Raw genomic sequence first — 25,113 nt, forward strand, 5'->3', positions numbered from 1 at the left:
TCACCGTCGCTTCCGCTGTCGAGCCGTAACCGTCGGTCATCACCATCTGGTAATCGCCACTGTTCGTGCCTTGCTCGAAGTCGTTCACCTCCGCCGAAACGCCCGCTGTCGTGATGCTGATGTTGCCGGCCGCATCGACACTGTAGAAACCGTCTTCACTGATGGTGCTTAAGGTGCCGTCACTGTGTTTGAACTCGTATTTGGTCACGCCATCCAGATCGCTGCCGGACAAGGTACCCACCACCGCGCCCGCCACTTGGTTTTCCGCATAACTTAGTTCTTGGTTAAAAAATAAAGAGTCGTCATCTACAGGCGTCACGCCAATATCAACAGTAATAGTATCTGTGCCTCCATTCCCGTCGCTAACTACAACGGTGAAGCTATCGCTTCCGTTGTAGTTTTCGTCTGGCGTATAGGTCCAATTACCATTTTCATCAACGACTACAGAACCGTTTGACGGATCTGTGCCTTTTGAGAATGTTAACGAGTCTCCGTCCGTATCTGTTGCGTTTAGCGTTCCGCTTACTGGGGTATCTTCGTCGGTGGTTACTGAAAGGTCATTACCTATCGGCGCGTCATTTACGGGAGTTACGCCAACGTTAACCGTAATTGTGTCAGTACCACCATTTCCATCATCGACGATAACCGTAAAGCTATCGGTACCGTTGTAGTTTTCGTTGGGGGTATAAGTCCAATCACCATTTTCATCGACAACGACAGTACCGTTTGATGGATCGGTGAACTTAACGAAAGACAGCGAATCGCCATCTTCATCTGATGCTGACAACGTTCCGCTTACTGGAGTATCTTCATCGGTTGTAAATGAGAGAGTGTCACCGACAGGCGAGTTATTGGTATCAACAAAGGTAGGGGCGCTATTAGTTTGCTCAAACGAACGGAATTGCTCTAGAAGGCTCAGGCTTTGAGTTCGCGACATGCCCAGCGCTTCAAATCCCGTTGTTATAAATTCGGTTGCTGGGATCGTTTCTTCACCGTCTCGCTCTACAGTCCCACTGGTTGCCAAGCTAGAACCATTTTGACCAGCAGCGGTAGCGAACTCATCTCCTAACTCAGTAGGGTCTTCACCTTCTTCTAATGCGGCAAAAATATTTGCGATATCCTGGTCTAGTTCAACTTCACCGTCTTCAGGTGAAAAACGCTTAACTGATACCTGAGGTTCATTAGGTCCATTTTGAGATTCAAGAGTTACATCTCCAGCCTGTAGAGGCTCTCCCTCTTCGAGTACTCTAACCGTGCCATCAACTGAAATAACAATGCGCTGACCCAATGCAAGAGCACCGGTCAAATTCAATGCTGTAATGTCCATATCAACCCCTAAAAACCATTTTCGCTTGTCACGTCAACTTTGTGACATCTTATTTATAATATTAGCCGAAATATAACATTTAACATCACATAATTCCTAGTTATGAATCGTGCATTTAACATACCGAGTGACAAGGTAATGACGCTGATCACATCACACAATAATGAAAGTGCTCACACTATCAATATAAGTTATTGTGTTTGCGAAAAATAACAGAGCTAAAAACGTAAAATTGACGTTCTCAAAATCATCATAAAACGCACAGCAAACTGTTAACAACTTTACAACCATTTACGGTAGCTTCTCGAGCGAACGTTATTTTTTTGGCGGTTCATCTAAATTTCGTATCTAGCACATTAAAAAGCGTAGGTTTAGATGCAGTCCAATTTGGAGAGATGGAAATTGAATTACATTCAAACGACAACATTAGGGTTAGCTATAGCGCTAAGTTTGCCGACAACAGCACAAACCTTAGAGCAAGCCGTTGCGTTTACATTAGAAAGCAACCCTGAAATCAAAAGTGCTTATAACGAATATATCAGTAAGCGTTATCTTAACGACGCTTCTGGTGGTGCTTATCGACCAAGTATAGACTTAGATGGTGGGATTGGTTATGAACATACTGATCTAGCAACCAACCAAGACACTACCGATCTGACTAGAAAAGAAGCAACGATCACCTTGACCCAGTTAATATGGGATGGCGCTAATACATCCAATGATATTGACCGTACTGCGGCTGATGCAGAGTCCGTGCGCTATCAACTACTATCTAACGCGCAAGACATCGCTTTAGAAGTAACAAAGGTTTATCTTGATGCAGTGAAAGCCTATGAAGTGCTTTCTCTTTCGGAAAGTAACTTAGCGACGCACAAAGAGATATATAACGATATTCGTAAGCGCGTGGAATCAGGTATTGGTTCAACCGCAGATATGTCACAAGTTGAAGCTCGTATTGCGAAAGCGCACGGGAATTTGCTTGCTGCTCAAAACAACCTTTTTGATACGCATACTCAGTTTAAAAGACTTGTTGGTCAATCTCCTTTAGGGTTAACTTTCCCTCGCGCAGATGCGGGTGCAATTCCTTATACCGTTGATGGTGCGTTGGCAAAAGCGTTTAACCAGCATCCAGTCATTAAGATTGCACAAGCCGATGTTGACTCAGCGAAGTTCCAATACAAACAATCTAAGAGTACCAACTACCCGACTGTTTCTTTTGAAGCCGCTCAAACTTGGCGTGATGACGCCGGTGGTACAGAAGGCAGCAGCGATGAGTTTTCTGCCATGGTTCGTTTAAGATACAACCTTTACAATGGTGGTTCGGATCAAGACCGCACAGAAAGTGCAGCCTACCAACTCAACAAAGCCAAGGACCTTCGCGAAAGTACTTACCGCAATGTAGAAGAGAGTCTACGTCTATCATGGAGCGCACTTGATTTAACGGTTCAGCAAAAAGAGTTCCTATCTGACCACGTAGACTCGGCATCAGACACGGTAATATCATATGAGAAACAATACCGTATCGGTAAACGTACCCTTCTCGACTTACTTAACACTGAGAATGAATTATTCGAAGCTCGTAAAGGCTATTTAGATGCTAAGTATGACGAGCAATACGCAAAATATCGCGTAATGAACGCAACTGGTAACCTACTCATCGGTTTACGAGTTGAGATCCCAGAAGAATGGAATGAAAAGGTGGAATATTAATGAAGCTTACCAACACAGTATTATCGCTTTGCTTCATGGTTGTATCTGCCAATGCTTTAGCTGAAAACAACGAAGATGAATTCGAATATCGCGCTCTACCGCCGGTCACTCAAATTTACGATCTTCAAGATGATGACAATGACGGTGTAATAAACGCGCGAGATTTATGTCCCGATACACAAATTGGTGCCGAGATCGATAACGACGGTTGTGGATCATATTTCGAGTCATCGGAAAAGAAAGAGCTGCATATACTCTTCGCTAATAATTCAACGGAAATAAACCCTGTCTTTCTAGGGCAGATACGCCAAATGGCGGCATTTTTAAAGCGCTACGAAAGTACCAGCATTGAATTGCAAGGTTATGCCAGCAAAGTAGGTAACGCGGAACATAACCTAAAGCTTTCGAAAGAACGTGCATCACATGTAAGACGAGCGCTAATTAGCAACGGTATTCAGCCATCTAGAGTCAACATCGTAGGTCATGGTGATTCTGAATTCAGCAGTGATGACACCCAAATCAATCACGCACTACATCGAAAAGTTGTTGCTTCCGTTGTTGGATTTAAGGGTAATATCAAAGAAGAATGGCACATCTTCACCAAAATTAAAAAGTAGGCGTACCCAGCTTTTACCATACTGAAACGTTATCTTAAGTTAACGTTTCAGTATGGTGATAATTCCTTGAATAGCATATACCTAAGCCGTCTATAATGTTAATCTTGCCACGTTATCAACATAGAGAATTAATCCATGAGCAAACTAACAGCTGATACTCAAGCAAATCTAGAACTTTTCGTTTCTGAAACACAAGAAACTAAACTGGTATGGGGCCTTCGCAACGAAGAAGGTTGGCTAGCATGTGACTCAAGTGAATTCGAAAACAGCGAAGTGATGCCATTCTGGTCTTCAAAAGAAGATGCTCAAACTCACAACGTTGAAGAGTGGGCTGACTTCGAAGTATTAGAAATTCCACTAGATATCTTTGTAGAAGATTGGTTACTGACTCTTGCTGAAGACGGCGTTCTTGTTGGTACTAACTGGAATGCAACATTAGAAGGCAAAGAACTTGAGCCTTCTGACCTAGCGAAATTATACATCTAATTTCCGATATCGGTCGCACGATTCGCGCGACCGATATACCTCTGATTAGTATCAATAAATTAGAGACCTACCTCGCATAACCACGTAGTCGCACCATTCAAAATTTGAAGCAACATCAAACTAATAATAGAATATCGTTCTTTATCTGATTGATCGTCTCTTGTGAATCACTTCGTTTTTGTTACCTTTCTACTATTCATTAGCTTTTGTTCTTATAGCCAAGTATCAACATCAGATCGTGACCACAATTCACCAGTCTATACCTCCAATCTAAGCTCTACTCCAAATGCTGATTGGAACGCGCTTTATCTCTCTACTTTAAACCACTCTCCTGAGCGCGCATTAAACATGCTGCAAACACGCTACATCGGCTCAACGGTTTATGGAGATAAGCTTTACCTTGCGTCTCTTCTGTATCAATACATGAGCCACCGAGATCAGCCGTTCTACGGAATCGCTTCAAACGACAATGACTACCAAGCGATAGAAACAGCGTTTATTTCTGCTCTGAGGAAAGACGGCAAAGGCCAATATGAACAAGCACAACAAGGCTTTCTAACACTTTTGGCGAAAATGCAATCTCGCAGTGATTTAACTGGTAAAGCCTTACTAAAGTACCAGCTATGCCGATCGCTTAACGAGCAAGCTAAATACCATCAAGCGAACTATTACTGCTCTGCCCTTCAGTCAGATTTACATGACATCGCTGACCCTGTATTACCAAAATTCGGGACTTATCGAGTCATCGCGAACAATCATCATTTCCGCAGTGACTATCAAGCTGCACTAGACACCTACCTATCACTAATAAACGTGTTTCCACAAGGGCATGATATTTCAGGGGTTTACAACGATGTGGGTAACTTGCTCAAAGAATTAAAGCAATATGAAAAATCGGCGGAGTATCTAGAGCAAGCTCTCATTCTCAGAGTAAACGCTTCAGATTTAATGAAAGCACAAGTGCATCACAGCCTTGCGGATCTCTACCTTAACCAAGAGCAAAGTGAACTAGCAATTCACCACTTTCAGACAGCAAGAACACTGCTGAGCTCAACGTCGCATAGCTACGGTATTGCACTCACAAGTCTTGGCTTAGGAAAAGCGTACACTCAAACGAAAAACTATGATGTGGCGAGAACCTACCTAATTGAGTCTCTTTCAGCTTCGAGCGAACTGAGCAATGATGTCATTCGCATCAATGCTTACTTGGCGATCAGCGATATGTTCGAAGAACAGAAACTGCCAACGGAAGCACTCAACTATGCTCAACAAGCGCTAGAATTAGCTGAACAAGTCACAAGGCATAAATACATCGCGCAGTCACTTCTTCAGCTTTCTGATATTCATCAATCACTTAGCGATTACCAACAAGCTTTCTATTTCTACCAGCGATACTCGTCAATACAAATGGAAGCTAGAGATATCGACAATCGACTCGCACTCGAAGCGCTCGGCCTGACGCACGCCAAATATGAACAAGAACTAGAAAGCTCTTTCCTGACACATCAGACGAAACTCGACCGCGTTCAAATTGAAAAAATGGAACATCAAAGATGGATGTACAACATCGTTGTTATTCTGTTGCTTTGCGCTGCAAGCTTCACGGTATTGATAAACAAAACGGTTCGCGCAAAAGCAGCAATTGATGGCTTAACGAAAGCATATAGCCGAACTGAGATAATTCGAAGAATCAAAAGAGTGAAACGCTGTAAAGGGACGGACAAACAGCATGTGCTCGTGCTGCTCGATCTAGATAAGTTTAAGAAGATTAATGATGAGCATGGGCACCCTACTGGTGATCGGGCACTGGTCCATATTAGTGATCAAATTAGAAAACACTTAGTGAATGGTGAATTGTTTGGTCGCTTAGGGGGTGAAGAATTTGTCATCATATTAACCGATACCCCACCAGCAGAGGTACGAGAACGCGTTGAAGAGTTGCACTACGCCATTTCAAGCACTGTCTTTTTATCAGAAAGCAAAAAGTCACTTAATGTGACCGCGAGTTTTGCTTATCTAGCAACCTCAAACGCATTAAGTGACTTTGATGACTTGTATTCAGTGCTCGACCAAGCACTCTATCAAGCCAAAAGCAACGGCCGAAACTGCATCATTGATGCTTACAACGAACCAATTGATTGACCTGAGGTTATTTATTCTCAGTCTGTTTGCGAACCAACTCAGCCATAATACCTTCACGATCACCTAGGTAATCGTTAAGGCCAACTTTACGCAGTTCACACGCTGGGCAATCGCCACAACCATCCCCGACAATGCCATTGTAACAAGTCAGTGTTTTATTTCGAACAAGCTCAAGTGCTGAGTACTGGTCGGCCAACGCCCATGTTTCAGCTTTGTTGAGCCACATTAACGGTGTTTTAATATCAAGCGGCTTGTCCATACCTTGTACAAGCGCAGAGTTCATCGCCTTCACAAAGTCATTACGACAATCAGGGTAACCAGAAAAGTCTGTTTCACACACACCTGTAATCACGGTTTCAGCACCGATTTGGTAAGCGTAAATACCCGCTAGAGTCAGAAATAGAATATTACGACCAGGAACGAATGAATTCGGCAGCCCATTCTCTTGCAGCTCATGAGACACAGGAATATCGTCACGAGTCAAAGAGCTGATAGCCAGTTCATTCAACAGAGTCACATCCATCACTTTGTGCGCTTTCACACCAAGCTCTTTCGACAATGACTCAGCAACTTCAATCTCGAGTCTATGGCGCTGACCATAATCAAACGTAATCGCATGAACTTCATCATACTCTTTTAATGCTTGAACAAGACACGTTGTTGAGTCTTGACCACCACTGAATACTACCACTGCTTTTTTCATCTTAAATCCTTACGAGAACCTTCTACTAGCGACTTATCTTGCCCAGTAAAAATACAACCTATGCGATGCTCAAATATTTGTGAGTTTGTATTGATAAGCGCCAATTGCGCTCAATGCAGGTATCAATACAAAGCTGAGTAGCGCGGTCTTTTTGGCTGATTGGTTGCAGAGCGATAACAGTGTCGTTAGGAACTGCTGCTCGCTCCAATAAACCGTCAAGTTGTTCGATGTCTTTGCTTGTACCTACTGGATGCTTAATTTCGTTAGCACGTTGCAAGGCGCTATCTAAGATTTCCAGTTTCGCTTTCATCGCCACTTTCGGTGACACCGTAACCCAAGTGTCCGGTGTGGCTTTAACTTCTGATGTTCCGCTAGTCTCAATCTGACAGCGACAACCGTGCTGCTCAAACGCTTCAGTAAGAGGAACAAGATCATAAATGCATGGCTCACCACCAGTAATCACAATGTGCTTAGCAGTGTAACCTTGCTTGATATATTCATTCACGATTCCTTGAGCATCGATTGCTGACCAAGTAGGTGAATCTTCTGTCTTAACCATAATATCGCCAAGGCTGGTTTCCTCTTCTGGCAACGCTTCCCAGGTCTGCTTGGTATCACACCAAGAACAGCCCACTGGGCAAATTTGCAGACGAACAAAAACAGCGGGAACGCCAGTAAACACGCCCTCACCCTGAATGGTTTCAAACATTTCATTAATCTTGTACAACTTTCCCTCAGCTCAATCATTTGATGAAATTAATCAACCGCAGACCTTAAAGCACTTCCCCCTTTTGGTCAAACAAATGAGTACTGATAAATGAGTTGATCAAAGCCCTAGCCTGAACTTTCAAGTTCCCTTATCCTTTCGCCCATAGATTTCGTTAGCTTTTAATTTTTTAGTAAGGAACAACATGTACAAACTGATTGCTCTTGATATGGATGGCACACTACTCAACAGTGAAAAAGTGATTTCTCAAGAGAACAAAGACGCAATCGCCAAAGCACGAGCTGCAGGTGTGAAAGTAGTTCTCGCTTCTGGTCGCCCTTTAGAAGGCATGCAAAGCAAATTAGATGAGCTTTCGATTGACGGCGAAGATGACTTTGTACTCTTCTACAACGGCTCTATGGTTCAGAACGTATCGACAAAAGAGATCATTCACAGTGAGATCAGCAACGGTAAAGCCGCAAAAGAGATTGCTGCCCTCGCTGAACAGCTTGGTGGTTATGTCCATGCTTTCAGCAAGATCCACGGCTTAATCACACCTGAGAACAATGAGTACACTGGTATTGAAGCGCGTATTAATTGCTTAGATATAACCGAGTTCGACTTTTCTCAACTAGAAGATGACCACGAAATCATCAAAACTATGATTGTCGCTGAACCAAGCAAGCTGACTGAAATCATCGGTAAGTTGCCACAAGAGCTTAAGACTCAGTTTACTATCGTACAAAGTGCACCATTCTTCTTAGAGTTCCTAAACCCGAAATCAAACAAGGGTGTCGGTATTGAAGCGATAGCGAAACACTTAGGCATTAAAGCGGAAGAAGTCATCTGCATGGGTGATGCTGAAAACGATCACCATATGCTTGAATACGCAGGCCTTGGCATTGCAATGGAAAACGCAATGGAAGAAACCAAGAAACTGGCGGATCACATCACAGCTAGCAACGACGACCATGGTGTAGCGGTCGCGATTGAGAAGTTTATCTTCAACTCATAAACGCTCAACAGGTTCTAATAAGAATTACTTTTTGCTTGTTTCAGAAATGACAAAGGCTGTGCACTGCACAGCCTTTTTGATTTTGTGTTAGTCGAGTCGCTTACTCTCTTTTCCATGGCAGACGAAATGCCACCACACCAAACAGAATCAAGATTGGGAAACGTAACGTTTCAACAATAAATGAAGCAATACCGCTGAAAGAGACAAAGCTTCCAGCCCAGCTAATCAGCAGATTTCCCGCTAACAACATCGCCATCACTCCAAGAACGATCTTGAATGAGAACTGACCAACCAAAGGTTTCGAGTCTGTTAACGTCACTAGGCATGCAATCGTCATCAAAATCGCCACCCAGAATGAGAATGTTGGCAGTGGCCATATCACCGTCAGAACAATCGACAGTAAGCACAATGCCCACCAAACACCTTTAGAACTCAATAAGGCGCTAATATCAACATCCGGTTTCGCGTCTAATCTCACGATATGCCACGTCGTTAAAGCGCCTAATACGCCACCCATTAATACATCACTAAAAAACGCACTACCTGAATAAGACTTAAATAGCATGATCCACAGCAGGCCAGCGAGCACTACCAGAATGGCTTTTTGCTCCAAGAGGCGCTTTAGTTTCCAAAAGACTAACAAGGTTAAACTGACCCACAAGGCAGCCAACAGACTTGGAAAACTATACCCACTGCTCATCACCAGTTTCAATGTTGGCATGTAAGCGTGTGGACGTGGAAAACCAAAACCTTGGTGCGCGATTAAAGTAAGTAGTGTCACCGAGATCAAAGTGAAGCCAAACTTCAACGCGAAGTTACGGCCAAAGTACCAAGCAATTAACGGCAATATCACAATGAAGACCCATGGCTTGGCCAACAAGTCAGTCAAAAGCACAGTATTCGCAAATACGCTTGGCATCTTATCGAACGTGTTTTGAAGTGACACAATCCAATTTAATTCAACTTGATGGACTTTGGGTGCCGCGCCCACCAGCTCAGTCACATACGTCACCGGTTGATCTGTCGCAGATAAAAACAGCTCGTTAATCTCAGACCACTGTTCTGGGTAGCGGTATTGGTGATCTTGCAATTCAGTAGGAGGAAGTAACATCGCTCGGCTGACTTCCACGCCATAATGAGGAGCAAACCAAATCGGCAGCTCAAAGCCACCTAACTCATTTCGAGCCTTGTAACTGATCACTTCAGAGTCAGAAATACAATCAAACACGACGGCACTGTCGGTATAACCTAGCACATCACCGACCGTTACCGACAAACCAGCCTCTTCCCACGTTTCACGTTGCGCCGCGACGGCTGGCGGCTCACCTGAAACAACAGTGCCTCCCGGTAGAGACAATTGACCGGTGATCAACTCATCAACCAACACGATTTGGTTATCAGCACGTACTACACACAAGGCGCCCGCGATATGATCGGGCAAAGTGTCGTTTGCCCAAGCGGAAGTAGTACTCAAAAGAGACAGTATGAAAACTAATAAATATCGAATAACCAACGAGTTTACCTAAAAAATAATAGAAGAATATTGAAGACTGCTGTTGCAGTTGAACTATTGTAATCAAAGCCACACAAAATCGCTGTCTACGTTTTGTGCAAAGCCTTCCTCATCCATTGAATGTGAGGTGTGAACCCCATTTTTTGATAGAAGTCCTTGGCAGGCGAGTTAAAGTCCCAAACTTCTACAAAGACTTGTTCAACCCCATAATCATCAAAAGTACTTTCAACTTTGTTAAACAACTTTTCAGCAATCGATTCTTTTCGATAATCAGGCAAGACAAACAGTTCATCGACACTTCCCATCGGCACTGGTTTGCTGACCGTTGAGATAAGCTCACAAAAATGCCCTGAGATAAAGCCAACAATGAGCTCTCCTTTTAATGCCACATAAACCAAACATTCAGGGTCATCCAAGTATCGTGCAATGCTTTTTTCCTGCTCAATCTCTTCTGCCGTTTTAAAGTGCTCTGGGCTAGCAAGGTGGTGGTGATGGTGGAGATCGAACATTAACTCGTTAAGTTGTTCTAAATCCGCGTGCTTTGCGGCCCTTAAGGTGACATTCATGACTATTGCGCTTCTCAAACCAAATTAATATCTAAACTGAGTCTAGTGTACTTGGCGTGAGTATCTATACAAGTTATTGAATTAATTCATTGTTTGAAGTGTGTATTTTAGATACAAAAACGGCCACATTACGTGGCCATTCTGTTTGAATGATTTTGAATTAAACGAATATCGAAGCTATGTTTTTTGCTGTGGCTTTTGCTGTAGCTTCAGCTTTATGCACCGTTATCTTCTTTCTCTTCTTTGAGATCAGCAAGCTGTTGTTCCAGTTCAATAAGCTTAATTTCCGCCTCTACTTCCGCAACTCGCTTTTCTGCATCAGTGCGATTGTCTTGCGCTAGACCATCAGCAGTAACTTGGGTTCGTTGTGCGTTTCTTGCATCATCCGTATCTTTCATTGAACCAGCAACACCACCAGTCACACCACCCAATGCAGCCCCCTTCGCGGCTAAGCTCGCATCTCCAGTTAGAGCGCCAGCTGTCGCTCCTAATAAAGCACCGCCCACAGCACCACGATTACGTGCAGCATTCTCATTTTCGTTATCCATTGCTGGTGATGCGCAACCAGAAAGAGTCACAATCAGTGTCGCTAAAAGAAAAGGTTTAGTGAATTTCATAGGAGTCTCGCTTAGTTCTTCGTTTGGAGTAGAGCCATCTTAAGCAGAACCGTTAATGAGATAAATAAAGCCACGTTTAGACGATACATCATGTTCAGTTATGTATCATTCAACCATCGCATAAGTGCTTATTGATATATATCTTTGAGCTCGCTTTAGCCTGACAAACAAAAAAGGCGACCAATAAGGTCGCCTCAATCGAGCTTTCTCTATAATTCTTGCCTTTCACATATCTCTTAGCCTTTAGACCAAAAGTTTTGCATGTTTGCTACGCTAGGTGGTGGCCTAACACCACAATCTCGATAATGATTTTTATCGCCGATCCCCAGTATCTTGCCATTTTCGTCATCAATCATAGCCGCAACTTTAACACCGTCTCCCACATGGCGAGTTAACACGACAATTTCACCAGCTCTTTCAGACCTTACTGCGCCTAAGATTTGATATTCGTAGCGGCCTTTCCTTGAATTAACGATCATCTTCGAGTTAATAGGGTCGGCTTCATATCCCACACCAATATCAAAAACCGCTTGATAGAGATCGACGCCAGTCTTTGATACACATTTAAATACCTTGGGATGACTCAAAGGTTCTAACAACGCTCTACTCGCTTCATCCTTTGAAATACTGGCACTAGCAGCACCACTGACCAATAAAGCAATCAACAAAAAGTAAGCTCGCATAAAAAGACCTCAATATGTGGGATTCATAATGAGGTCATAGTAAACGCAATGGATAAGCGGATGAATAAAGTAGAGTTTAGGTAAACCATCACGCCGGATTATGTATAAATCAACAAGCCGAAGGTGAGATTACCTAAACTGCGACGTCTATTTGCCGAGCTTTTCAGCAATTTCAGCTAAGCTGGTAGGGTCGTCAATAGTTGAAGGCACCACATATTGTTCACCTTCTGCGATCTGCCGGATCGTTCTACGTAAGATCTTACCTGAGCGTGTCTTAGGTAACCTCTCAACAACCAAGGCTTGCTTAAAACAAGCTACCGCGCCGATCTCATTACGAACCTTGCCAACCAATTCCCTTTGCAACTCAATGCCATCGACTTTTACGCCATCTTTTAACACAACTAGACCTAAAGGAAGTTGTCCTTTCAAGTCATCGTGAATCCCGACTACCGCACATTCTGCAATGGCTGGGTGACCACCCACGATCTCTTCCATTTCTCCAGTCGACAGACGGTGTCCCGCTACGTTTATCACATCGTCGATACGGCCCATAATAAATAGATACCCATCTTCATCGAGATAGCCACCGTCCCCAGAAACATAATAGCCTGGGAATTGGCTCAGATAGCCAGATTCAAATCGATCATGATTACGCCAAACCGTTGGCAGACAACCGGGTGGTAGTGGACGTTTGAGTGCAACAAAGCCTTGCTGATTAGGCTGTGCCGTTTCACCCAATTCATTAAGAATCTCGACTTGGTAACCGGGCACAGGCTTAGTTGAAGAACCTGCTTTCACTGGCAAAGATTCCAGCCCTGTCGGATTGGCAGAAATAGCCCAACCCGTTTCGGTTTGCCACCAGTGGTCAATAACCGGTTTATTGGTATGAGACTCAACCCAATCCAATGTTGGCGGGTCCAAACGCTCTCCCGCCATAAAAATCGACTTGAGCGATGATAAGTCATACTTGGTGAGTAACTCGCCTTCAGGATCTTCTTTCTTGATAGCTCTAAATGCCGTTGGCGCAGAAAATAACACATCGACGTTGTACTCTTCACACACACGCCAGAATGCCCCCGGATCTGGCGTTCTAACTGGCTTTCCTTCAAACAAGATGGTTGTGCAACCATGAATCAATGGCGCATACACAATATAGGAATGCCCCACTACCCAGCCGACATCAGAAGCCGCCCAAAACACACCATCTTGCGGCATATCGTAGATAGTGCTCATCGAGTATTTCATCGCGACCGCATGACCACCATTATCGCGCACCACGCCTTTTGGCTTACCCGTCGTCCCTGATGTATACAAGATATATAGTGGGTCAGTCGCTAGAACAGGCACACATACGTGAGGCAAAGCATCCTCAACAGCTTGCTGCCAAAGTACATCACGTTCGTTGTTCAATTCGGCTAGAGACTGCTCTCTTTGGAATACCACCACTTTCTCAGGCTTCCATCGGCTGTCCATGATCGCGCGATCGACCATCGGCTTATATGGCAGGACTTTATTTATCTCGACACCGCAGGATGCAGTAATCAACACCTTGGGCTCGGCATCTTCAATTCGAACGGCAAGCTCATGAGGGGCAAAACCACCAAACACCACCGAATGCACCGCACCTAGTCGTGCACAGGCCAACATTGCCATCGCCGCTTCAGGAATCATTGGCATGTAGATCACCACACGATCACCTTTGGTAACGCCTTGCGTGGCTAACATACCAGCGACTTTAGCCACTTGGTTACGCAATTGATTGTAAGTGTACGAGGATTGAGTTCCTGTAACTGGAGAGTCGTAAATCAGTGCGGTATTGTCACCTCGCCCATTTTCACAATGATAATCCAGCGCGAGCCAGCAGGTGTTCATCACCCCATCAGGAAACCAACGCTCAATTCCGTTATCGTCAGTTTGTAATATCGTTTTTGGTGGTTCAAACCAATCTATCGCTTGTGATTGTGTTTCCCAAAACGAATTTGGGTCTTCCCTCGCCCATTGATACTCGGTGATGTAATCTGTTTTTCTAGTCATTCGATTCGTAGCAGACATAGTGCCTCCTCCATGATTTATCCATTAGTCCAAGCGACTAGCTTTTAACAGTTTCACTTGGGTGCACTCTTTTCTCAGCGTTGTATTCGTGAACATTTAACCGTTCACGACAATCGCTTTACTTGGGAAAAGGCACACGAATGGCACCTTCCATGATCACTCGGGCACTACGACTCATAATCGCCCTCTCTATTTTCCACCCACTTTCGGCCTGCAGCGCTTTCGCACCTACCTTTAAGGTTCCTGACGGGTGTCCAAAGGTCACGAAATCACGACTTCCCTCACCGGCTGCCAAGTTCACTAAGGTGCCAGGAACACTTGCCGCTGAAGCAATAGCAACCGCAGCCGTACCCATCATGGCATGGTGCAGTTGCCCCATAGACAAAGCACGCACCAGAAGGTCAGTATCTTCGACAGCAACCGACTTACCACTGGAAGCTTGGTACGCTTGAGGCTTAGCAACAAACGCGACTTTAGGTGTATGTTGACATGATTCAGCTTGTTCTAAAGAATCAATAAGACCCATTGCTACTGCACCATGTGCTCGTATGGATTCAAACAGAGCCAAGGCTTTGGTATCACTATTGATATCTGACTGAAGTTCAGTGCCTTGGTAGCCAACCGATTCAGCATCAACAAAAATGGTGGGTATCCCAGCATTAATGTATGTCGCTTTGATGCAACCCAGATCGGGAACATCTAAAAAATCGACAACATTCCCTGTTGGGAACATAGAGCCACTCGCATCGGCGGGGTCTAGGAAATCAACTTGGATCTCAGCGGCGGGGAAAGTCACACCGTCGAGTTCAAAATCACCTAACTCTTGAACTTCGCCACCAGCGATAGGTACATGAACAATAATGGTTTTCTCTATGTTCACTTGCCATACTCGCACCTCGACCACACCGTTTTCTGGAATACGATTCGAGTCGACTAGGCCACTATGAATAGCAAATGGGCCCACTGCAGCAGACAGATTGCCGCAGTTACCGCTCCAATCAACGAACGGCTTGTCTATTGCTACTTGGCCGAATAGGTAATCAACATCGTGATCGGCTTTACTACTTTTCGAAACAATAACGGTTTTACTGGTACTGGATGTTGCACCACCCATGCCATCGGTTTGTTTGCCATAAGGATCTGGACTACCAATCACGCGCAGAAGTAATGCGTCTCGAGCTTCTCCGGCAACTTGCGCAGCCTCAGGTAAGTCACTTAAGTTGAAGAAAACGCCTTTGCTTGTTCCGCCCCGCATGTAGGTAGCAGGTACTTTTATCTGTTTATTTGTCATCATAAGCTCCTACTGTGCGAGAAAGTCTTTAGCGAAACGTTGCAATACGCCACCAGCGCTGTACACATTCACTTCGTCTGCCGTGTCTAGTCGGCAGGTCACAGGAACATCCAGCTTGTCACCGTTTTTACGAGTGATGACTAGAGCCAAATCAGACCCTGCTTCAATGTCGCCGTACACGTCGTAAAGCTCGGTGCCGTCCAGTTCTAAGGTATTGCGATTGGTTCCCGCTTTAAACTGCAAAGGCAACACACCCATTCCAACTAAGTTGGTTCTGTGGATTCGTTCAAAGCCTTCGGCAACAATCACTTCAACACCCGCCAAGCGCACCCCTTTGGCTGCCCAGTCACGTGATGAACCTTGTCCATAATCGGCACCCGCCACGACAATCAAAGGCTGTTTACGGTTCATGTAGGTTTCTATCGCTTCCCACATTCGCGTAACTTGACCTTCTGGTTCAACTCTTGCTAGTGAACCTTGCACAACTTCTCCAGCGTCCTTAACCATTTCGTTATACAGCTTAGGGTTGGCGAATGTTGCTCGTTGCGCGGTTAAGTGATCGCCTCGATGGGTCGCGTAAGAGTTAAAGTCCTCTTCCGGCACTTCCATTTTGGTGAGATATTCCCCCGCAGCGCTCGAAGCGAGAATCGCATTTGAAGGGGATAAGTGATCTGTAGTGATATTGTCACCCAGAATCGCTAAAGGTCTCATACCAGATAGGCTTCGTTCTCCCGCAAGAGCACCTTCCCAATAAGGTGGCCTGCGAATATAGGTACTTTGAGGTCGCCAGTCATAAAGCGGTTCAGTAGTCACCTGCTCCTCGTCTGGCTGGAACATTTTTACGTAGATTTGTTGGAATTGCTGAGGCTTAACATGCTCACCGACAACAGCATCGATCTCGGCATCACTCGGCCATAAATCGCTTAAGTAGATTGGCTTACCATGGTTGTCAGTGCCTAAGCTGTCTTTCTCGATATCAAAGCGAATCGTACCCGCCAAGGCATAAGCAACCACTAATGGCGGTGAGGCTAAAAACGCTTGTTTTGCATAGGGATGGATTCGACCATCGAAATTTCGATTCCCTGACAACACAGCGGTTGAGTACAGGTCGCGGTCGATGATCTCTTGTTGGATAGCAGGATCTAGGGCTCCGCTCATACCATTACAGGTAGTACACGCATAACCGACGATACCAAATCCTAATTGTTCCAGCTCAGGAAGCAAACCCGCCGACTCGAGATAGAGCTTGGCAACTTTAGAACCTGGAGCAAATGACGTTTTCACCCACGGTTTACGAACTAATCCAAGCTGATTGGCTTTCTTAGCCACTAATGCTGCGGCGACCACGTTTCTTGGGTTGCTGGTGTTGGTACAAGAAGTAATTGCCGCAATGATTACGGCACCATCGGGCATCTGATCATCGCTGTACTGCTTAGCATGCTGCTCTTTCCAAGATGCTTGACTGATGCCTTGTTCAGCCAGCTCTCTGGTTGGCAAACGACGATGGGGATTGGATGGCCCTGCAAGATTGCGCTCTACCTTCGATAAATCAAACTCAAGTACACGCTCATATTGAGCAGAATCGAGATCGTCAGCCCATAGCCCAGTTTGCTTGGCGTAGCGTTCAACTAGTTCAACCTGCTCAGGCTCTCGACCAGTGAGTTTCAGGTATTGAATAGTCTGCTCATCGATATAGAACATACCCGCTGTCGCACCATATTCTGGCGTCATGTTAGATATCGTTGCGCGGTCACCAATAGTCAGAGCACGAGCCCCTTCACCGAAGAATTCCAAATAGCTTGAGACCACTCTCTCATTGCGAAGGAACTCAGTAATCGCAAGCACAATATCCGTTGCAGTTATCCCTTCTAGTCTCTGACCCGTCAGTTTAACGCCGACAATATCAGGCAATCGCATCATCGACGGACGACCTAGCATCACTGTCTCAGCTTCCAAGCCGCCCACACCAATCGCAATAACGCCCAGAGCATCAACGTGCGGTGTATGGCTATCGGTACCAACACAGGTATCAGGGAAAGCGATGCCTTCTTTAGATTGAATAACCGGAGACATTTTCTCCAAGTTAATCTGGTGCATGATCCCATTACCCGCAGGAATCACACTCACGTTTTTAAACGCGGTTTTACACCATTCAATAAAATGAAAACGGTCTTCGTTTCTGCGCTCTTCAATCGCGCGGTTTTTATCAAAGGCTTCGCTATCAAAGCCTGCGTGTTCCACTGCCAGAGAGTGATCAACAATCAATTGAGTTTCAACAACGGGGTTCACCTTGGCAGGGTCTCCGCCTTGGTCGGCAATCGCGTCTCTTAATCCAGCCAAATCAACCAAGGCTGTTTGACCAAGAATGTCATGACATACCACGCGCGCAGGATACCAAGGAAAATCTAAGTCGCTCTTGCGTTCAATGATCTGTTTTAAGCTGCCTTCAAGGGTTTCAGGATCACAGCGTCTTACTAATTGCTCTGCCAATACTCTCGACGTATAAGGCAAGGTTTTATAACTGCCCGGAGATATCGCTTCTACCGCTTCGCAAGCATCGAAATACTCTAAATGGGTTCCGGGTAAAAGTTTCCGGTACTGATTTTTATCAAGGTACTGAGCTTGTTCAAGTTTTACATCAGACATACATCCACCATTATCTGTTAAATTCTATTCGTTGGTTCTTGAGGCCTTGTCATATGAAGACGGAAGTCACCTCAAGACATAAGTCGGCTCGATATAGAGAACTAACGTAAGTGGATTGGTAGCCAGTCTTGATGCTCTGGCCCGGTGTAGTCTGCACTTGGACGAATGATGCGATTGTTTTCTCTTTGTTCGAACACGTGTGCTGTCCAACCCGTAAGGCGGCTCATCACGAAGATTGGCGTAAACAGTTTGGTTGGGATGTCCATGAAGTGATAAGCCGACGCATGGAAGAAGTCAGCATTACAGAACAAGCCTTTCTCGCGCTTCATAACCGCTTCAACACGTTCTGAAACGGCGTAAAGCTGTTTATCACCGACCTCTTGAGCTAGCTCTTTTGACCAACGCTTGATTAGAGCATTTCGTGGGTCGCTCTCACGATAAATGGCATGACCGAAGCCCATGATTTTGTCTTTGTTGGCGAGCATATTCATGATGTTCGCTTCCGCTTCATCGGCGGTTTGCCAATCTTGGATCATTTCCATCGCGGCTTCATTCGCACCGCCATGTAAAGGGCCCCTCAACGTACCAATCGCTGCGGTGACACACGAATGGATATCAGACAGGGTTGATGCACACACACGAGCGGCAAAAGTCGAAGCATTAAACTCATGTTCCGCATACAGGGTGAGCGAGCAGTGCATTACCTTCTTGTGAAGTTCACTCGGCGCTTTATCCGTTAACATCTTCAAGAAGTAGCCACCCAGACACGCTTCGCTTTGATCTTCAGTGTCAATGCGCACGCCATCATGGCTAAAGCGATACCAGTAACAAATAATCGCAGGGAAAAGTGCGAGCATTCGTTCGGTCGCGGGGAGTTGCTCAGAAAAATCAGACTCTTGCTCTAGATTACCTAGCATTGAACAACCCGTTCTCATCACATCCATTGGATGAGCGTCTGCAGGGATAAGCTCTAGTGCTGCTTTCAAAGGTTGAGGCAAGCCACGTAAACCAATCAACAACGTTTTGTAATTGTCTAACTCTTTTTCACTGGGTAAGTGACCCCTTAGTAGCAGATGCGCCACTTCTTCGAACTGAGCATGATTAGCAAGGTCGGTAATATCGTAACCACGATAAGTTAAACCCGTTCCTGACTGGCCTACGGTACATAGCGCGGTGGTTCCCGCACTTTGGCCACGTAGACCAGCACCACCGATTGCAGGTGCGCTGGCTATTTTTTCGCTTTGTTGTTGGTTTTCTGTTGAAGCCTTTTCGACAGCTGCTTTATCACTCAAAGATACAGACATGGTGAACTCCTTTTCTGTGTTAGCCGCCTGCACTCTTTGGTGCTGCCTGTTTATATGTCCGATGATCTTTATGATCGGTACTGGATATGGCGACTAACCATTTCACGTTATTGGATTAAGTTGATTTTTGATTAATTGAAACTGGTTTACCCTTCACTTGAAAACAACTGATCAAGCTTGTTTTCGTAGTCGTGGTAATTCAGGTGTTCGTAAAGCTCTTTACGGGTTTGCATTGAATCCAACAGAGCTTCTTGATTGCCTTCAACTAACAAGTGCTTGTAAACATTCTCCGCCGCTTTGTTCATCGCACGGAACGCACTCAATGGATAAAGCACCATGTCGACACTTGATTGGGCCAACTCATTACAGTTGTAGAGTGGCGTTTGGCCAAACTCAGTGATGTTCGCAAGAATAGGCACGTGCTTACCCGTTGCTAATTTCAACGCCGCCGAGAACTTCACGTATTGGTCTAGCTGATTCATCGCCTCAGGGAAAATCATGTCAGCGCCCGCTTCAACACACGCAATCGCTCGTTCAATCGCACTATCAATACCTTCAACCGCCAATGCATCCGTACGCGCCATAATCACAAAGCTCTCATCGGTTCTAGCATCTGTTGCCGCTTTGACTCTATCGACAATCTCTTGCTGGCTCACAATCGCTTTATTTGGTCGATGACCACAGCGTTTCTGGGCCACTTGATCTTCCATATGAATTGCAGCTGCGCCTGCCTTCTCCATAGCGCGAATGGTACGTGCAATATTAAATGCGCCACCAAAACCCGTATCGATATCCACCAGCAAAGGCAAATCACACGCATTGGTAATACGTTCAACATCCACCAACACATCGTTCAATGTGGTGATACCTAAATCAGGCAAACCGTAAGACGCATTGGCGATGCCTCCACCAGATAGGTAAATAGCTTGATGCCCCAAGTTCTTTGCCATCATCGCGCAATACGGATTCACCGTACCGACGATCTGCAATGGGTCGTTGTCTTGCACAGCTTGTCGGAACTTTGCTCCTGCTGATAACTTCATAATGACGCTCCCTGTTAATTGTTTATTTCTAGCTAACCTTTAAGACTTACGGCTTTTGGTTATCGCCAGCACTGATCCGCTGACAGATTCCAATGGTCGCTTAATCAAGATCTTTGGATTGAATTTGTTGTTCTATCAGCAATCGACTGCCCGAGATGTGTCGTCGCATTAGCATTTCTGCTAGCTCTTCATCGCGATTACGAATCGCTTGTAGGATGTATTTGTGTTCATCGAGCGCCTCTTTTGGTCGAGACTGAGCCCTAGGCGATTGATAGCGGTACATTCGTAATAGGTGATAAAGCTCGTCACACAGCAGCGAAATGAGTTTGCTGTTACGACTCGCTTTGATAATGCGATAATGGAAATCGAAATCCCCATGTTGATGAAAGTAAGAAGAACCTTCGACTTCATCGATATGCTTTGAATGTGTCGACAATAACCCTTCAAGCCCGACAAGCTCTTCTTGTGTGATATGTCTTGCTGCTAAGCGAGCAGCCATGCCTTCCAAAGCCTCTCGCACCGCGTAAAGCTCTAGCAGTTTTTCTGCCGAAAAAGTAATCACTCGCGCGCCAACATGTGGAATGCGTTCTATTAGGCCAAGCCCTTCAACTCGCATTATCGCTTCACGTAATGGGCCTCGGCTTACTTCGAAGCGTTTAGCCAATTCAGGTTCCGAAATCTTACTGCCCGGTAGTAATTCACCGCTAACAATCGCCTCAACGAGATACTCAGTGAGATTTTCTGATTTAGTGTTCTCTTTATCGCTAACACGTGTTTTCGTGTTTGCATTTAAGCTGAGATCTTTTATCGCAGTATTCATATTCACGCTGCTCACTTCTATTTGCTGAACCTTAATTGTCAACAATTCCATAACATGAACATAAAATACACGATTAAATTGTCGACAATCAAGATAATTGTCGACAATTTAGACTAAGGTAGTATTTTTTATAGACGATAAAAACTCATCCAAAAGGACACTGAAAACAAATCAAGCATTTGTTATATATAGATTTAAACGGAGAAAGAACCACTAAATTCTTATCTACTCTAAAATTACTTAGAATCGATGTGTCGACAACTTATAGCCGAACTTGTCAAACGCAGATCCCTTAGTATCTATCCACCAGCTCACCGATAAACAGATATAAAAAAGGCGCACTCATGTGCGCCTTTCATTCATAGACCCCGTTCTAACAAGCCACCTTTACTCAAGCAATCTGACGAGTAACATCTAGGTATTTGCTGATATCAACGAAATCAATTTGTTCCGGCTTCAGATACTCTTCTGCATAACGCAGGTGAGTGCCGCTGGTTAAGAACAATCTAAACAGTTCGATATCGAGATGCTCGTCCAATGCCATTTTATACATGATGTCGACAGCAACACTGATTGGCTTAGCCTTCTTATAAGGCCTATCTGCAGCGGTTAATGCCTCAAAAATATCAGAGATCACCAGAATACGTTCTGGGATTGAGAGGTCATCACCAGTCAGCTTCCTTGGATACCCTGTACCTTTAAGTGTTTCATGGTGAGTTGAAGCGTAGCGAGGAACACGACTTAGCTCTTTCGGGAATGGCAGGTTCTCAAGCATCTTAATCGTGCCAAGCATGTGCTCGTTTATCTTAAATCTATCTTCAGCAGTCAATGTACCGCGTGCAATACTCAGATTGTAGACTTCGCCTAGGTTGTATAAGTGCTCAGGCACATCCATTTTAATTTGATGTTTCGGGTCAAATTCTAACGGCCTATCTCTTTTCACTATGTGCTCTGGCTTATCACTCAAAAGTGGTTCTGTGGCTGGTAAACTTGAACTCGGCTCTCGATTCATTGCCTCTATCGGTGATAGACCAAGTTGATCATCAAAGTGACGCGTCCAGGTCGTCTCAGCTATCGAGCGAATACGAGTGACTTTGTCATCACTCATGAACTCACCACCAACGTTCGACGCAGCGATAAAGGCAAAGTCATCTTGTAGCTGCTGCTTCGTTGCCGTAAGTTCATCGGCTATCAGTTGCGTTGATAGCGTACCATCAAGTTGTTTTCTCAAAGCGGTGATTTCCGCATCACGCCAAAGTACTTCAAATCGAGTTCTCACCTCGTGGATTCGGTTGTAGTTCGCTTCTAACTTCGTACCTTTATCGACGATGTGTTCCGGTGTCGTGATCTTGCCACAATCATGAAGCCAAGCCGCAATTCTAAACTCACGGCGTTCGTCATCATTTTTAAACTCAAAGTCTTTGAAGTGCTCAGACTGCGATTGTTCCGCCGCGTCAGCCAGCATCAAGCCGAGTTCTGGTACACGATTACAATGCCCTGCCGTATAAGCGGACTTATCATCGATCGCTTGAGCGATGAGCTTGATAAACGACTCAACAAACGCCTCTTGCATCTGTTCATGTCGTTTAATCTCCATAGCCATATCTTTTACAGCAACAGATAATTCCCACACTTCTTTGATTCGAGTATCAAGAATTGTCACGTTGTCATAATCACGCAGCTTAACCTTATGAGTCTCTTCCTCTAATTGGCGAATTGGATGCACTATCGGCGCACCAAAAGCCCAAGCAATAGGCAACGTCAAACTCATCAGTAACACCGTTACACCAACAGAGGTTGCTAGACGTTTATTGACTGTACTGAAGACTTCAGATTCGGGAATCAATACCGCAAAATACTCAGAGTAGTGTTCGCCCGTGTCTATTTTCTTTAAATAGAGATGTTTGATCTCGCCATTCAACTCTACCCTTACCATACTGCCTTCAACCGTTGCTTCCTTAGTCAAATCATAAAGTTCAGTATAAGGAACCGTCGTATTCGTATTAAAGCCGGTATCATGCAGCCACTTTTTCGCTAAGGCATCAAGTTGTTCACCACTTAACTTGCTGATAGCTTGATCAATGATTGGGAGCAATTGTCTATGCTTGCTCTGCAGCACCAAGTGGAATTGGTTTGAGTAGTTCTGTTTTAGATCTTCTAGAGTCCCATTGACAACAAGGCCTGGCTGGAAAAACCTATCTAATGCAAACGAGAGTACGGGTTCTGCTTCTAAGAAAGCAAAGTTTTCTTCGCTTTCAATTGAATTAAATGCAGACTCTAGGTTTTCAAATTCAACTAAATCAATGTTCGGAAAATCCTCTCTCAACTTAGGAATAATTGACCACCCAGATAAAATGGCAACTTTTTTACCCTCAAGCTCGGCATAATTAGTGACAACCTTCGCGCCGACCCTTGTCACGATAGAAAATGGCAATTCATAAATTGGAGTCGTGTATAGGCCATCTATGCCATTATTTTTATAATGTTGAACCGATTGCAGGCCATCAATACTTCCTTCTTGAAACTTACTGACAAGCTCGCCCCAAGAGAAACCATTAACAAATTCAAACCTGATCCCTGTCATCTCACCAATCATTTTAAGAAGGTCTATCGCATAGCCGTTTGGTTTTCCCGCCACTGAAAAGTCCATCGGCCCCCAATCATTTTGATTAGACACTAACAGCGGAGGGGTATCGTTAATCAAGGCTTGCTGCTCAGACGATAGCATCAATGTTGATACATCAAACTCCGATTCCTGATTGTTAACCTTGAGGTTAGACGCAATAATATTACCCGATTTCGAATATAAGAAAGACTCAACCTTACTGTCTTCTGCTAAGCCAAGCGCCGTACCTGATAGTTTGCTAGCTAAAGAAGACAACACAATATCAATACCAATCACATGTTGAACTTCAGATTCGATTTTCGAATCAAACGCTAAAGAATAAGTTTGCCCGGTAATTTGTAAATGCTGGAAAAGATATGGCTGAGTTTTTTCGACCGACTGAACATTGGCAGAAACATACCAAGGCCTGGTTGTTGGAAGGTAGTTGCTCTGCTCCGTAGTTGAGTTTCTTAGCGTAAACTCTTGGTCAAAATATTTCGTCGTACGGACGCGCTCCTCCCCTATATTATGAATCTCAACCACAACCCAACGGTCCTTTTGTTGTGCACCGATTTTTTCTCTAACGACAGGGGCAGATTCTAGATTAATAATTTGGAAGAAGTTTTCATTAGATGAGCCAATGTAAATACTATAAAAGAGAGGGTTATCTTTAATTGCTTCTGAAAGAATACTACGCGACTCTTCTTTCGATATTTTGTTACTTATAGAACGTTTCACTGAAGAAAGTAAACGCGCGGTATTGGCTGCGTCAGAATCAACCGCGCCGATATAGTTACTCAGCTCTTGGGACACCATCGTCAACTTTGATAGGGTATTCTCAGTCGCCATTTTTTTACTGAAGTAGTATTGAAGAGAGACCGCAACCACAGCCGTTAGCACAGTCGCGAGTATGAACATTGTTCCAACGGTAAAGCGTAACGAAATTTTTTTTAATGCCATTATTTCATCCTTGAATAATCGCCAACTCCAAAGTTAACAGCCTAGCGCAATCAATACCGCTTAAGTTGCATATCAACTATAGTAACTCATTATTCCACATCTAAAATCTAACACCTCTATACACCTGACTCTTTTGCAGAAATAGTTATCGTAGTCACATCTAACAATATAGACCAACAACCAATGCACTCGAGTAGAAAACGCTAGTTAAATCCAACCTTTGTCAATGAATTCAATCATTCTGAGACAATAACTACGATTTTAGAATCCAGATATCATTCAACAGTAAATGTCGGATAGACGGCAC

19 protein-coding genes are annotated in these 25,113 nt (G+C 44.5%); 5 read left to right on the top strand and 14 right to left on the bottom strand.

Features of this window, described 5'->3' with window-relative positions:
* Positions 1 to 1,327, bottom strand: a 1,327-nt coding sequence (locus AB4482_RS22015; RefSeq protein ID WP_372181705.1) for an Ig-like domain-containing protein, incomplete at its 3' end; no start/stop codon positions are given.
* Between the two features lie 402 nt (positions 1,328 to 1,729).
* Here AB4482_RS22015 and AB4482_RS22020 point away from each other — a divergent pair.
* From AB4482_RS22020 to AB4482_RS22035, 4 genes are all read left to right on the top strand, one after another.
* Entirely contained in the window at positions 1,730 to 3,037 is a 1,308-nt protein-coding gene (locus AB4482_RS22020; protein ID WP_017062307.1) for a TolC family outer membrane protein, read from the top strand.
* Positions 3,037 to 3,654: an OmpA family protein gene (locus AB4482_RS22025; protein ID WP_372073936.1), complete on the top strand. Its 618-nt coding sequence runs from the start codon at positions 3,037 to 3,039 to the stop codon at positions 3,652 to 3,654. The genes AB4482_RS22020 and AB4482_RS22025 overlap by 1 nt, the downstream gene beginning before the upstream one ends.
* A 135-nt stretch (positions 3,655 to 3,789) precedes the next feature.
* A complete protein-coding gene (locus AB4482_RS22030) occupies positions 3,790 to 4,140 on the top strand; it encodes a DUF2750 domain-containing protein (RefSeq protein ID WP_017062305.1) in 351 nt (116 codons plus the stop codon).
* 162 nt (positions 4,141 to 4,302) lie between these two features.
* Positions 4,303 to 6,282, top strand: a complete 1,980-nt coding sequence (locus AB4482_RS22035; RefSeq protein ID WP_136974303.1) for a diguanylate cyclase — start codon at positions 4,303 to 4,305, stop codon at positions 6,280 to 6,282.
* A 7-nt stretch (positions 6,283 to 6,289) separates the two neighbouring features.
* Here the strand turns inward: AB4482_RS22035 and queC are convergent, their stop codons facing one another.
* Both queC and queE read right to left on the bottom strand, forming a co-directional pair.
* The gene (gene queC / locus AB4482_RS22040; protein ID WP_243583528.1) at positions 6,290 to 6,985 is read right to left on the bottom strand and encodes a 7-cyano-7-deazaguanine synthase QueC; all 696 of its coding nucleotides are present in this window, start codon (positions 6,983 to 6,985) and stop codon (positions 6,290 to 6,292) included.
* 58 nt (positions 6,986 to 7,043) lie between these two features.
* Positions 7,044 to 7,712 carry a 7-carboxy-7-deazaguanine synthase QueE gene (gene queE / locus AB4482_RS22045; RefSeq protein ID WP_346762947.1) on the bottom strand — a complete coding sequence of 223 codons (669 nt, stop codon included), beginning with the start codon at positions 7,710 to 7,712 and terminating at the stop codon, positions 7,044 to 7,046.
* 184 nt (positions 7,713 to 7,896) lie between these two features.
* Here queE and AB4482_RS22050 point away from each other — a divergent pair, with 184 nt between their 5' ends.
* Complete coding sequence (locus AB4482_RS22050; RefSeq protein WP_017062301.1) at positions 7,897 to 8,706, top strand: Cof-type HAD-IIB family hydrolase; 810 nt, start codon at positions 7,897 to 7,899, stop codon at positions 8,704 to 8,706.
* A 100-nt stretch (positions 8,707 to 8,806) separates the two neighbouring features.
* On the opposite strand, the gene AB4482_RS22055 is transcribed toward AB4482_RS22050, so the two are convergent.
* The 11 genes from AB4482_RS22055 to AB4482_RS22105 all read right to left on the bottom strand — a co-directional run bounded on the left by AB4482_RS22055 (position 8,807) and on the right by AB4482_RS22105 (position 24,806).
* Entirely contained in the window at positions 8,807 to 10,219 is a 1,413-nt protein-coding gene (locus AB4482_RS22055; RefSeq protein WP_029235369.1) for an NUDIX domain-containing protein, read from the bottom strand.
* A gap of 86 nt (positions 10,220 to 10,305) precedes the next feature.
* The gene (locus AB4482_RS22060; protein WP_009846623.1) at positions 10,306 to 10,785 is read right to left on the bottom strand and encodes a GNAT family N-acetyltransferase; all 480 of its coding nucleotides are present in this window, start codon (positions 10,783 to 10,785) and stop codon (positions 10,306 to 10,308) included.
* Positions 10,786 to 11,000: 215 nt separating this feature from the next.
* On the bottom strand, positions 11,001 to 11,402 hold the full coding sequence (locus AB4482_RS22065) for a glycine zipper domain-containing protein (RefSeq protein WP_004733606.1): 402 nt from the start codon (positions 11,400 to 11,402) through the stop codon (positions 11,001 to 11,003).
* Positions 11,403 to 11,638: 236 nt separating this feature from the next.
* The gene (locus tag AB4482_RS22070; protein ID WP_050648228.1) at positions 11,639 to 12,085 is read right to left on the bottom strand and encodes a hypothetical protein; all 447 of its coding nucleotides are present in this window, start codon (positions 12,083 to 12,085) and stop codon (positions 11,639 to 11,641) included.
* A gap of 147 nt (positions 12,086 to 12,232) precedes the next feature.
* Positions 12,233 to 14,137, bottom strand: a complete 1,905-nt coding sequence (locus tag AB4482_RS22075) for a propionyl-CoA synthetase (RefSeq protein ID WP_372112908.1) — start codon at positions 14,135 to 14,137, stop codon at positions 12,233 to 12,235.
* Positions 14,138 to 14,255: 118 nt separating this feature from the next.
* Positions 14,256 to 15,428 carry a 2-methylaconitate cis-trans isomerase PrpF gene (prpF, locus tag AB4482_RS22080; RefSeq protein WP_372181713.1) on the bottom strand — a complete coding sequence of 391 codons (1,173 nt, stop codon included), beginning with the start codon at positions 15,426 to 15,428 and terminating at the stop codon, positions 14,256 to 14,258.
* Positions 15,429 to 15,437: 9 nt separating this feature from the next.
* Positions 15,438 to 18,074, bottom strand: a complete 2,637-nt coding sequence (acnD, locus tag AB4482_RS22085) for a Fe/S-dependent 2-methylisocitrate dehydratase AcnD (protein WP_372181708.1) — start codon at positions 18,072 to 18,074, stop codon at positions 15,438 to 15,440.
* A gap of 101 nt (positions 18,075 to 18,175) precedes the next feature.
* Positions 18,176 to 19,378, bottom strand: coding sequence for a 2-methylcitrate synthase (prpC, locus tag AB4482_RS22090; RefSeq protein ID WP_372181709.1), 1,203 nt, complete (start codon positions 19,376 to 19,378; stop codon positions 18,176 to 18,178).
* 146 nt (positions 19,379 to 19,524) lie between these two features.
* Positions 19,525 to 20,421, bottom strand: coding sequence for a methylisocitrate lyase (prpB, locus tag AB4482_RS22095; RefSeq protein WP_372181711.1), 897 nt, complete (start codon positions 20,419 to 20,421; stop codon positions 19,525 to 19,527).
* A gap of 100 nt (positions 20,422 to 20,521) precedes the next feature.
* Positions 20,522 to 21,241, bottom strand: a complete 720-nt coding sequence (locus AB4482_RS22100; protein WP_102428969.1) for a GntR family transcriptional regulator — start codon at positions 21,239 to 21,241, stop codon at positions 20,522 to 20,524.
* Between the two features lie 391 nt (positions 21,242 to 21,632).
* Positions 21,633 to 24,806: an HD domain-containing phosphohydrolase gene (locus tag AB4482_RS22105; RefSeq protein ID WP_372181712.1), complete on the bottom strand. Its 3,174-nt coding sequence runs from the start codon at positions 24,804 to 24,806 to the stop codon at positions 21,633 to 21,635.
* Positions 24,807 to 25,113 lie beyond the last annotated feature (307 nt).

The organism is Vibrio sp. 10N.222.55.C7 (genome assembly GCF_041473335.1).
GTDB classification, from domain to species: domain Bacteria; phylum Pseudomonadota; class Gammaproteobacteria; order Enterobacterales; family Vibrionaceae; genus Vibrio; species Vibrio crassostreae_C.

Excerpts from the sequence above, each read along its gene's own strand:
- AB4482_RS22030 (WP_017062305.1), top strand. The coding sequence starts at position 3,790 with ATGAGCAAACTAACAGCTGATACTCAAGCAAATCTAGAACTTTTCGTT.
- AB4482_RS22025 (WP_372073936.1), top strand. The coding sequence starts at position 3,037 with ATGAAGCTTACCAACACAGTATTATCGCTTTGCTTCATGGTTGTATCT.
- AB4482_RS22105 (WP_372181712.1), bottom strand. The coding sequence starts at position 24,806 with ATGGCATTAAAAAAAATTTCGTTACGCTTTACCGTTGGAACAATGTTC.
- AB4482_RS22065 (WP_004733606.1), bottom strand. The coding sequence starts at position 11,402 with ATGAAATTCACTAAACCTTTTCTTTTAGCGACACTGATTGTGACTCTT.
- AB4482_RS22100 (WP_102428969.1), bottom strand. The coding sequence starts at position 21,241 with ATGAATACTGCGATAAAAGATCTCAGCTTAAATGCAAACACGAAAACA.
- AB4482_RS22075 (WP_372112908.1), bottom strand. The coding sequence starts at position 14,137 with ATGTCTGCTACGAATCGAATGACTAGAAAAACAGATTACATCACCGAG.
- prpB (WP_372181711.1), bottom strand. The coding sequence starts at position 20,421 with ATGAAGTTATCAGCAGGAGCAAAGTTCCGACAAGCTGTGCAAGACAAC.
- AB4482_RS22060 (WP_009846623.1), bottom strand. The coding sequence starts at position 10,785 with ATGAATGTCACCTTAAGGGCCGCAAAGCACGCGGATTTAGAACAACTT.
- queC (WP_243583528.1), bottom strand. The coding sequence starts at position 6,985 with ATGAAAAAAGCAGTGGTAGTATTCAGTGGTGGTCAAGACTCAACAACG.
- prpF (WP_372181713.1), bottom strand. The coding sequence starts at position 15,428 with ATGACAAATAAACAGATAAAAGTACCTGCTACCTACATGCGGGGCGGA.
- AB4482_RS22050 (WP_017062301.1), top strand. The coding sequence starts at position 7,897 with ATGTACAAACTGATTGCTCTTGATATGGATGGCACACTACTCAACAGT.
- acnD (WP_372181708.1), bottom strand. The coding sequence starts at position 18,074 with ATGTCTGATGTAAAACTTGAACAAGCTCAGTACCTTGATAAAAATCAG.
- AB4482_RS22070 (WP_050648228.1), bottom strand. The coding sequence starts at position 12,085 with ATGCGAGCTTACTTTTTGTTGATTGCTTTATTGGTCAGTGGTGCTGCT.
- prpC (WP_372181709.1), bottom strand. The coding sequence starts at position 19,378 with ATGTCTGTATCTTTGAGTGATAAAGCAGCTGTCGAAAAGGCTTCAACA.